Genomic DNA, 2,164 nt, shown 5'->3' with positions numbered 1-2,164 from the left:
GCCAGCAAGGGGCCGAGCGGCCGGTCGAGCAGCGGGTCGAGCCGCCCGACCACCTCGGCCAGGGCCCGAGCGAAGACGGGGTGGGTCCGGCACGGTTCGTCGGTCATCCCGGCCCGTTGACTGCCCTGCCCGGTGAACAGGAACGCGGTCCGGGCGTCCCGGTCACGGACCCCGCGTACCACTCCGGGGTGGGCGCGGCCCTCGGCCAGCGCCGTCAACGCCCCGGTCAACTCCGCCCGGTCCGTGCCGAGCAGCACCGCGCGGTGCTCGTGGTCGGCTCGCGTGCCCGCCAGCGACAGGCCCACGTCCCGCGGGTCGGTGTCCGGGGCGGCGGCCAGGTGGGCCAGCAACCGCCGGGCCTGGCCCCGCAGCGCCGCCCCGCCCCGGGCGGAGAGCGTCCAGGCCAGGGGGACGCCGGTCGCGGCGGGCCGCGGGGCCTCCTCCGCGCCGCCGTCCGCCGGTGTGACGGGGGCCTCCTCGACGAGGACGTGGGCGTTGGTCCCGCCGACCCCGAACGCGGACACCCCGGCGCGTCGGGGGCGGTCGCTCCGGGGCCAGGCGACCTCCTCGGTCAGCAGCCGGACGGTCCCTGCGGACCAGTCGACGTGTTCGGTGGGGGTGTCGGCGTGCAGCGTGCGGGGGAGGGCCTGGTGCCGCAGCGCCTGGACCATCTTGATCACCCCACCGATCCCGGCGGCGGCCTGCGCGTGTCCGATGTTCGACTTGAGCGACCCCAGGCGCAACGGTCGGCCGGCGGGCCGGTCCGCGCCGTAGACGGCGTGCAGCGCGTGCGCCTCGATGGGATCGCCCAGCGGTGTCCCGGTGCCGTGCGCTTCGACGGCGTCGACGTCGGCGGGGCGGAGCCCGGCGTCGTCGAGTGCCTGCCGGATGACCCGCTGCTGGGCGGGTCCGTTGGGCGCGGTCAGGCCGTTGCTCGCCCCGTCCTGGTTGACCGCCGAACCCCGCACGACGGCCAGGATCCGGCGCCCGTCGCGCCTGGCGGTCGAGAGCCGCTCCAGGACGAGCACGCCGACCCCCTCGGCCCAGCCGGTCCCGTCGGCCCCCGCGCCGAACGCCTTGCACCGGCCGTCCGGGGCCAGCCCCCGCTGGCGGGAGAACTCCACGAACGCCGACGGGTCCGCCATCACCGCGACCCCGCCCACCAGGGCGGTGCCGCACTCGCCGCGGCGCAGCGCCTGCACGGCCAGGTGCAGTGCCACCAATGACGACGAACAGGCCGTCTCCACGGTCATCGAGGGGCCCTCAAGGCCCAGCGTGTAGGAGATCCGACCCGACATGACCGCGTCGGCGCTACCGGTCAGCAGGTAGCCCCGGGACTCCGCCGGGGCGGCCCCGGGGTCGGCGGCGTACGATCCGTGCGCCGCCCCGACGTACACCCCGGTGCGGCTGCCGCGCAGTGAGCGCGGATCCATCCGCGCGTGCTCCAGGGCCTCCCAGGAGGTCTCCAGCAGCAGTCGCTGCTGGGGATCCATCACCAGGGCCTCACGCGGTGAGATCCCGAAGAAGGCGGCGTCGAAGTCGCCCGCCCCGTCGAGGAACCCGCCCTCACGGCAGTACGTGGTGTCCTCCGACTCCGGGTCGGGGTCGTACACCGAGGCCACGTCCCAACCCCGGTCGGTGGGGAAGGAGCTGACCGCGTCCCCGCCCCGGGCCACGAGGTCCCAGAGCCCGTCGGGGGAGGTGACGCCCCCGGGGTAGCGGCAGGCCATGCCGACGACGGCGATCGGTTCGCGGGCGGCCTCCTCCAACTCCCGGTTCCGTCGCCGGAGCCGCTCGGTCTCCCTGACCGAGGCCCGCAGCGCCTCCGTCAGCTTCTCGGTGGGTGTGGCCGTGGATCCCTCGGGGGGTGTGGCCATGATCTGCTCCTTACCTGGAACGCCGGACCGCGAACGGGTACGTGTGGGCGCGCCGCCCGCCTCCGGAACGGGGCCGGTCACCTGTCCGACCCCCCGAGCACCATCCGCACCAGCGCGTCACCGTCCAGGTCGTCGAGACCGTCCAGGGCCTCGGGGCCGTCCGGACGCTCCTCCCCGCCGTGCCCGTCGCCGCCGGGGTCCTCCGCGTCCGGCTCGGCGAGCCGCAGCAGGGGGTCGAGCAGCCCGGCCTCCCGCAGCCGTTCCAGCGGCACGTTCTCCAACGCCGC

At 76.1% G+C, this 2,164-nt stretch carries 2 protein-coding genes; both read right to left on the bottom strand.

The genetic code is table 11. The annotated features are described in order from the left end of the window. A partial coding sequence (locus D471_RS0122570) for a type I polyketide synthase (protein WP_017600723.1) occupies positions 1-1,877 on the bottom strand: 1,877 nt, incomplete at its 3' end. Positions 1,878-1,954: 77 nt separating this feature from the next. After that, positions 1,955-2,164 (bottom strand): hypothetical protein (locus D471_RS40365; protein ID WP_040690689.1); only part of this gene is annotated, 210 nt, incomplete at its 5' end.

It is taken from the genome of Nocardiopsis lucentensis DSM 44048, assembly GCF_000341125.1.
GTDB classification, from domain to species: Bacteria; Actinomycetota; Actinomycetes; order Streptosporangiales; family Streptosporangiaceae; genus Nocardiopsis; species Nocardiopsis lucentensis.
The sequence above is the reverse complement of the archived record's forward strand: the minus strand, read 5'-3'. Positions and strand labels throughout refer to the sequence as shown.